The 7,766-nt window shown below is 28.0% G+C and carries 7 protein-coding genes; 2 read left to right on the top strand and 5 right to left on the bottom strand.

Annotation, left to right across the window (positions count from 1 at the left end):
* Positions 1-115 precede the first annotated feature (115 nt).
* Positions 116-568, top strand: a complete 453-nt coding sequence (locus Q0J90_RS12190) for a phosphatase (RefSeq protein WP_297278171.1) — start codon at positions 116-118, stop codon at positions 566-568.
* A 119-nt stretch (positions 569-687) separates the two neighbouring features.
* Here the strand turns inward: Q0J90_RS12190 and fabV are convergent, their stop codons facing one another.
* Positions 688-1,866 (bottom strand): enoyl-ACP reductase FabV, encoded by a 1,179-nt coding sequence (fabV, locus tag Q0J90_RS12185; protein WP_297278170.1) that lies wholly within the window; start codon positions 1,864-1,866, stop codon positions 688-690.
* Positions 1,867-1,963: 97 nt separating this feature from the next.
* On the bottom strand, positions 1,964-2,731 hold the full coding sequence (locus Q0J90_RS12180) for a transporter substrate-binding domain-containing protein (RefSeq protein WP_297278169.1): 768 nt from the start codon (positions 2,729-2,731) through the stop codon (positions 1,964-1,966).
* Positions 2,732-2,916: 185 nt separating this feature from the next.
* On the opposite strand from Q0J90_RS12180, the gene lepA reads away from it, so the two are divergent.
* The gene (gene lepA, locus Q0J90_RS12175; protein WP_297278168.1) at positions 2,917-4,728 is read left to right on the top strand and encodes a translation elongation factor 4; all 1,812 of its coding nucleotides are present in this window, start codon (positions 2,917-2,919) and stop codon (positions 4,726-4,728) included.
* A gap of 57 nt (positions 4,729-4,785) precedes the next feature.
* Here lepA and Q0J90_RS12170 read toward each other — a convergent pair whose 3' ends face one another.
* The 3 genes from Q0J90_RS12170 to Q0J90_RS12160 are packed head-to-tail and all read right to left on the bottom strand — an operon-like array spanning position 4,786 to position 7,344.
* The gene (locus tag Q0J90_RS12170; RefSeq protein WP_297278167.1) at positions 4,786-5,211 is read right to left on the bottom strand and encodes a very short patch repair endonuclease; all 426 of its coding nucleotides are present in this window, start codon (positions 5,209-5,211) and stop codon (positions 4,786-4,788) included.
* Between the two features lie 22 nt (positions 5,212-5,233).
* The gene (locus Q0J90_RS12165) at positions 5,234-6,397 is read right to left on the bottom strand and encodes a restriction endonuclease (RefSeq protein WP_297278166.1); all 1,164 of its coding nucleotides are present in this window, start codon (positions 6,395-6,397) and stop codon (positions 5,234-5,236) included.
* Between the two features lie 14 nt (positions 6,398-6,411).
* The gene (locus Q0J90_RS12160; protein ID WP_297278165.1) at positions 6,412-7,344 is read right to left on the bottom strand and encodes a DNA cytosine methyltransferase; all 933 of its coding nucleotides are present in this window, start codon (positions 7,342-7,344) and stop codon (positions 6,412-6,414) included.
* Positions 7,345-7,766 lie beyond the last annotated feature (422 nt).

Here is a 7,766-nt window from a genome sequence, read left to right as displayed (position 1 = left end):
ATAATAATTGTTTTATATTATTCAAATTTTATTTACATAAAATTTAAATAGTTTATATAATTTTACATTCATGTTATGATAACTAAATAAATATTAATGAAATTAGGATTTATCTATGAAAAAACTTTATGATAACCTCTATGTAGGAGGCGATAAAGACTGCAGAAATTTTAAAGGAGCTATAGTTCATGCCTGCCAAAGCTGTTTTGTAAATGCGGTACATGGAAATAGAGGAGATACAAAAGTATTTGAAATAAATAATAATTTGTATTTAAATCTTCTTGATATATCAAGTTTATCTTTTGAATATGCATTCCCAATGATAAAAAGATCTATGGAATTTATAGATGAACATATAAAAGATATGGAAGTTTTAGTGCATTGTAATTTCGGAATGTCTAGGTCTCCTTCTATAGCACTGCTTTATATGGCAAGAAAAGGATATATTAATAATAATTCATTCAAAGATGCTTTAAAAGATTTTGTCAAAATTTACAGCTATTATTCTCCAGGCTTAGGAATGTATAGATATTTCGATACATATTGGCATGAAATAATGACATTCTAATTAATAAAAAAAGATTTTCTTTTAGATATAATTAAATTTAATATTTTATGATATTAATAATTTTATAAAAAATAAGAGGGCAATAAAGCCCTCTTGAAAATTCTGCTTAAATTATAAAATTATATTTGAACATCCTCAGAATAGTTAATACCTTCAATTTCAAAGCCATGCATATTCATATAATCTTTTCTAAACAAAGACATATCAGCTATCTCTTTTACATTGTCTTTAGTTAACTTATTCCAAGATTCTAAAACTTCGCTTTGAACATCATCTCTCAATTCCCAGTCATCTAATCTTATTCTGTTTTCATTATCTACAGGCACAGCATTGCCGCTGTAAAGTTTTTCGCTTATAAGTCTGTACATTTGCTCAATACATCCTTCATGGATACCTTTATTTTTCATCACTTTGAATAATATTCCTATATAAAGAGGAACAGTAGGTATAACAGCGGAAGCTCTTGTTACAACAGCTTTATTTACAGAAACATAAGCATGTCCTTTTATTTTCTCATTCATTTTTTTATCTAAACTATGAGCAGCAGCCTCAATATGATCCTTAGCTCTTCCTATAGTACCTTCTCTGTATATTGATTTAGTCATTTGAGGTCCTATATATGAATAAGCAATATTAACAGCATTTTCACTAAGCAAATCAGCATCTAATAAAGCATTAGTCCATAATTCCCAATCTTCTCCGCCCATAACTTTAACTGTTGCATTAATTTCTTCATCATTAGCAGGTTCAATTTTTACATTTAACAACTCTTCTTTCATAAAATCTATACCTATTCCGTCATAAGTTTTTCCTATAGGTTTTAATGCAGAACGGTAAAGTGTTCCTGTTGATTCATCCATTCTAGCAGGAGCTGCTAAGCTGTATATAACCAAATCTATTTTTTCACCGTTAAAAAATGATTTAGCTTCTTTAATAACTTCTTCTTTTGAAGCATTTAAAAAAGCATCAAGTATTAAATTCTTCTGAGCTATTCCGTCTATCTCGCAGCATTTAGCAAAAGCCTCATTATTATACCAACCAGGAGTAGCAGTTCTTTTTCCTGTAGCTTCTTTTTCAAAAGATACTCCCATAGTTTTAGCTCCAAGACCATAAGCTATAGCTATTCTGCTTGCAAGTCCGTATCCGCCTGAAGCACCTAGTATAAGAGCATTTTTCACATTAGATTTTACCTTAGGTTTTGATTTAACATAATTTATTTGATTTTCTACTTCTTTTGCACAGCCTATAGGATGAGCAGTTATACATATATTATTTAATATCTTCGGCTCTACTACCATTTTATTATTCTCCCTAAAAATTATTAACTCTTTATACTTTATAATATAATGGCTTTTTTTTCAAACTTTTTAATATTATATTTTTTTAATAAAAAACTTAAAATGATTTCAGATATTTTTCAACTAATTCGTCATATACTCCATTATTCATAATGGTATATAAACCCACATTAATTTTTTGAAGCAGCTCATCATCATCTTTTCTTACAGCTATAGCATAATCATCTTCAGGAAATTCTATTCCTTCTACTATCTTTACATCTTTATCATACTGCGTATAATATTCGCATGTTACCTTATCGAACATAACAGCATCTATTGCCCCTATTTTTAATGAAAGCAAAGTAGAAGCACTGCTGCCGTATCTCTCTACATTTACTCCATTAATTTTTGATGCAGTAATATCTCCTACAGTACCTCTTATAACACCAATAGTTTTTCCAATAAGATCATTAGTAGTTTTAATACTTTCATCATTTTTATTAACAAGTATAGATTTTGAAGATTGATAATATTTTGCAGAAAAACTTATCAATTTTTTTCTTTCTTCAATTACAGATAATCCGGCTATAATGCAATCAACTTCTCCAATTTGCAATGAAGGAATTAGTTTATCAAATTTCATTTGCATAAATTCTAATTTTAAATTAAAAACCTTTGCTATTTCATTTATCAAATCATAATCGAATCCGCTTATATTATCATTATCTAAATATACAAATGGAGAGTCATATACATATATACCAACCTTTATTACTTCGTTAGTACCAGTCTTTTTAGGCGGTATATACTCTTTATTATTTTGATTATTACATGCTGTAAAATATAATACTGCTATTAATATAATAAATATTTTATTCTTCATAGTTTTTATTCCCAAATATAATACATAAAGTACATATTCTAATAAAAAAAATAATATTTTTTAAAAAAAGTCAATAATAAAATACCTTAATGTTTTTTAAAATAATTTGCAAAAAGCGTCCTGCTATATTATAATATATCATCTATATAAGCCAATCAATTTTATTTAAGGATAAATTTTTATAAATGTCATACGCAGAAAAAATTAGAAATTTTTGTATCATAGCACATGTTGATCATGGAAAAAGTACATTAGCAGACAGAATTATAGAACATACTAAAGCTGTATCAAGCAGAGAAATGAAAGCTCAGATATTGGACTCTATGGATATAGAAAGAGAGAGAGGAATAACAATAAAAAGTCAGGCTGTTAAATTATCCTATCAGGCTAAAGACGGAGAAGTGTATACTCTTAATTTGATTGACACTCCAGGGCATGTTGACTTTAATTATGAGGTTTCACGTTCTCTTGCTGCATGCGAAGGAGCTATACTTGTTGTTGATGCTGCTCAGGGAGTTGAGGCTCAGACTATTTCTAACTTTTATCTTGCTTTTGAAAATAATTTGGAGATTGTTCCTGTCATAAATAAAATAGATTTGCCTGCTGCTAATATTGAACTTTGTAAAGAGCAGATGGAAAAAGAATTTGGAGTTAATAAAGAAGATATAGTTTTAGCAAGTGCAAAAAATGATATTGGAATAGATGAAATACTTGAAGCGGTTGTTAAGATGATACCTGCTCCTAAGGATAATACAAATAAAAAAACAAGAGCTTTGATATTCGATTCTTATTATGATCCTTTTCGCGGTGCTGTTATGATAGTGAGAATATTTGACGGCTCTATAAAAAAGAATGATAAGCTTCTTTTAATGGAGACAAAAGCAGAATATGAAGTTGAAGAATGCGGAACTCTTTTGCTTGGACTTAAATCTGCTAATGAACTTAAAAGCGGCGAGGTTGGATATATTATTGCGGGCATTAAAAATATATCTGATATAAAAATAGGAGATACCATTACACTTGAAGAAGATCCTTCAGATGAGCCTTTGATAGGATATAAAGAAGTTTTACCTATGGTATTTGCCGGAATTTTCCCTGCTGAAGATGAGGATTATACAAATTTACAAAAAGCATTAGAAAAATTAAAACTTAATGATGCTTCTTTAGTTTATGAGCCTGAGCGTTCTATAGCTTTAGGATTTGGTTACAGATGCGGATTTTTAGGACTTCTTCATTTAGAGATTGTACAGGAAAGACTTGAAAGAGAGTTTAATCTTAATCTCGTAATAACCAGCCCTTCAGTAGAAGTAAAACTAAAACTCACAAACGGAGAGGAAAAAATTATTGATAACCCTGCAGATTTCCCTACTGCACAATATATAGAAAAATGTTATGAGCCTTTTATTAATGCTCTTATAATAGTACCAACTGATTATTTAGGAAACATTATTTCTCTTTGTATAGACAGAAGAGGAACGCAAACTTCTTTAAATTATTTAGATGATAAAAGAGCAGAGATTAAATTTGATTTGCCTTTGATAGAAGTTGTATATGACTTTTATGATAAATTAAAATCTATATCAAGAGGTTATGCTTCATTCGATTATGATTTTTCAGACTTTAGAGAAAGTCAAATAGAAAAGATTGATATACTTGTTCATGGCGAAGTTGTAGATGCATTATCATTTATGGCGCATAGAAGCAATGCAGAAAGCAGAGGAAGACAGATAATAGAAAAATTAAAACATCTTATACCAAAACATATGTTCCAAATACCATTACAGGCGGCAATAAGCGGACGCATAATAGCACGTGAAAATATAAGTGCCTTAAGAAAGAATGTTACAGCCAAATGTTACGGCGGTGATATCACAAGAAAAAGAAAATTATTAGAGAAACAGAAAGAGGGTAAAAAGCGTATGAAAGCTATTGGTAATGTAGAAATCCCTCAGGATGCATTTATAAGCGTGCTTAAAACTGATGATAATACTAAATAATTAAATTTTTATGTATAATAAAATTTAATGCTTTAAAATTTTGAAATAGAATCTTAATTATATATTAATATTATCTTTTATTTCAGAGCATAATAATTGCAGTCTTTTTTCAGCAATACTTTTTTTTAATTCGCATTCCCATATTATAATAACTTTCCATCCCATAGCCTCAAGTTTGGCTCTATTATCATTATCTCTTTCTATATTACGCTGAATTTTAGGAATCCAATAGCTTTGATTTGAACGCGGCATTCTTCCCCTTGAACAATTATGCATATGCCAAAAGCATCCATTTACAAAAATTACTGTACGGTATTTAGGGAGAACTATATCAGGCTTTCCAGGATATCTTTTATCATTTTTTATATATCTGAATCCATTTTTAAAAAGATATTTCCTTACAATATTTTCAGGTTTAGTATTTTCACTTTTTATATTTGCCATATTCCGGCTTCGTTCTTCAGGAGTTTTGGTATCTGCCATTATTAATAATCCGATATAAAAATTAATTTTCATTCATTTGTAATTGTTCTATAAATCTTTCATAACTTCCCCAGCTTTGTATATCTATATAATATTCTCTATCTTTTTCTTTAGTTATCATAACAGAATCTATACCTAAAATCTCTAATCTTTCAATAGTTGCAAGTTCAAATTCTTTCAATTTTAAAACATTTCTTAAAAGCCAGCTGCTTAATGCTTTATTAGGATTTGTCATAAGAGCTTTGACATTATCCTGACATATTTTAGCATTTAATATTTCTCCAATCGGAGTTTTCAGAATGAAAGGAGTATCTCTCTCGGGAAAAAAATTTGGAAAATTATTCCTAACTAATGATGGTACAGTAATGTACACTTCATTAGGATCCCTTTTTCTTCCGCTTGCATTCCATTGATTAAGCGCTGATTTTTCCTGAACTATTTTTATATTATTTTTAATAGTGTATAATGGAAGAACAACATATTCTGATTTTACTCTGCTGCTGTAAAATTCTTTTTTATTATCATAAGTAATCTTATCAATAGAAAGCAGGAGTTCGGCAGGATTTTCAAATATAACAGCTTCTGCCGTACAGCTATTTGAAGGTATGTCAAATTTTCTAAATAATGTACTTTTTGAAAAGTTAAATTTATATAAATGATTCCCATCTGTAAAATTTAAAGATTTTTCATTTGCAGAGTATTTTTCTATTTTTAAATCTGAGATGTTAATTTCATCATAATCTGTTTCAAAAAACAAAAGCAAATTTTTTCTTCTTGCTATTATATGGTATTGAGAATCAGATATGCCGTAAATATCTTTAGCAAGCCTGATTCTTTCATTTCTAAGATTTGATAAAAATTCAGCAATATCCCTTTCATCTTTTTTCTCTTTTATTATATTTGAATTTTTATTAAACTCTGCTATTTTCTCAAAACTATAATTTTTATTTTCGCCTAAAAAAGTTTTTAATCCTATTCCTATATTATCAAATTTAGCATCAAAAGCTGTATCTGACCGGCTTAAATTCTTAGCATTAAAACAATAACAGAATAAATTTTCCATAGCTCTATAATATATATATGGATTATCACTGTCGCTGTATAGTCTCGAAAGTTTTGAAACTATCTGCATTAATTTTACATAATTTTTATTTTCTTTTTTATCCAATTCAAAAAAATTAACCATTTTACACCTCTTTATTAACTTATAATTTTAAGAATGTTATCTGCTATTTTTTTTACTAACGGATAAACTATTGAATTTCCTGCCTGCTTATATAATTTTGAATTAGACTGTTTGGGAAGTTTGAAATTTTTAGGATATCCCTGAAAATTGAAACATTCCCTTGGAGTTAACTTTCTTATACCATAATCATCGCGTATGATAGGTACATTATGTCCTCCTTCTCCCATATTTGCTGTTAAAGTAGGACATAAATTAGATTTATTTTCTCTTACATAGTGTCTTCTCCACTGATAAACTGTATCCTTATTTTTTATATTTTCATCAAAAATTTCATAATATTTTGTACTGTTATAATAATATATATCATCTTGCTTTTCATGTTCTATAAAATCATATATGGTTTTAGTCAATTCAATTGGTTCTGGAAATTTAAAATTTAAATAATTATTTACTTTTTCTTTATTAAAAGCAGCTATAAATATTCTTTCTCTATTCTGAGGTATATTTGAATATTCTGCTGAATTTAATATCTTATATGAAACATGATAATTTAAATCCCTTAATATATTTATTATTGTTTTTAAAGTATTTCCATTGTCGTGATTTTCAAGATTTTTAACATTTTCAAGAAGCACTGCTTTAGGTCTATGATATTTTATTATTCTGGCTATATCAAAAAATAAAGTTCCCCTTGCATCCTCGAAACCTTTTCTATAGCCTGCCACAGAAAACGGCTGACAAGGAAAACCGGCACAGAGAATATCATGCTCTGGAATATCTTTTTCATCTATTTTTGTGATATCCCCTTCCAATCTAGTATTTGGAAAATTTAATTTATAAGTTTCTCTTGCATTAATGTCTATTTCACTTGCAAAAACACAATTCTCAGACTTAAAAGCTAGATGAAACCCTCCTACTCCTGCAAATAAATCAATAAATCTGCACATCTATAATATTCCTAATTATTCAAGAATTAATATATCAGTAAATTTATAATTTTAATATTATAAAGCATAAAGATTATTTGTCAAAATCAATAATAAAAAAATATATATTGCTGCACTGTATGAAAACATATTAATAAAAAAACACTTAAATAGCTAATTACATAAACTATTAAAAATTCCTCCTAATTATATATTGTAATAAATTCATTATAATAAATAGAAACATAGTACATCATTATATATTATGTAAACCAAAATATAAAACTTGACTTTATTATATATTTATGGTAGCATATATATTGAATTTTATATGTTCGCGTATAGGATATTATTTTAATTTAGGAGTATATTTATGGCTGTAAAAGTAGCAATAAATGGTTTTGGACGTATCGGACGTCTAGTTTTTCAGGCATTAGTAGAAC

This window comes from uncultured Brachyspira sp. (assembly GCF_944390595.1).
Lineage (GTDB): Bacteria > Spirochaetota > Brachyspiria > Brachyspirales > Brachyspiraceae > Brachyspira.
The sequence above is the reverse complement of the archived record's forward strand: the minus strand, read 5'-3'. Positions and strand labels throughout refer to the sequence as shown.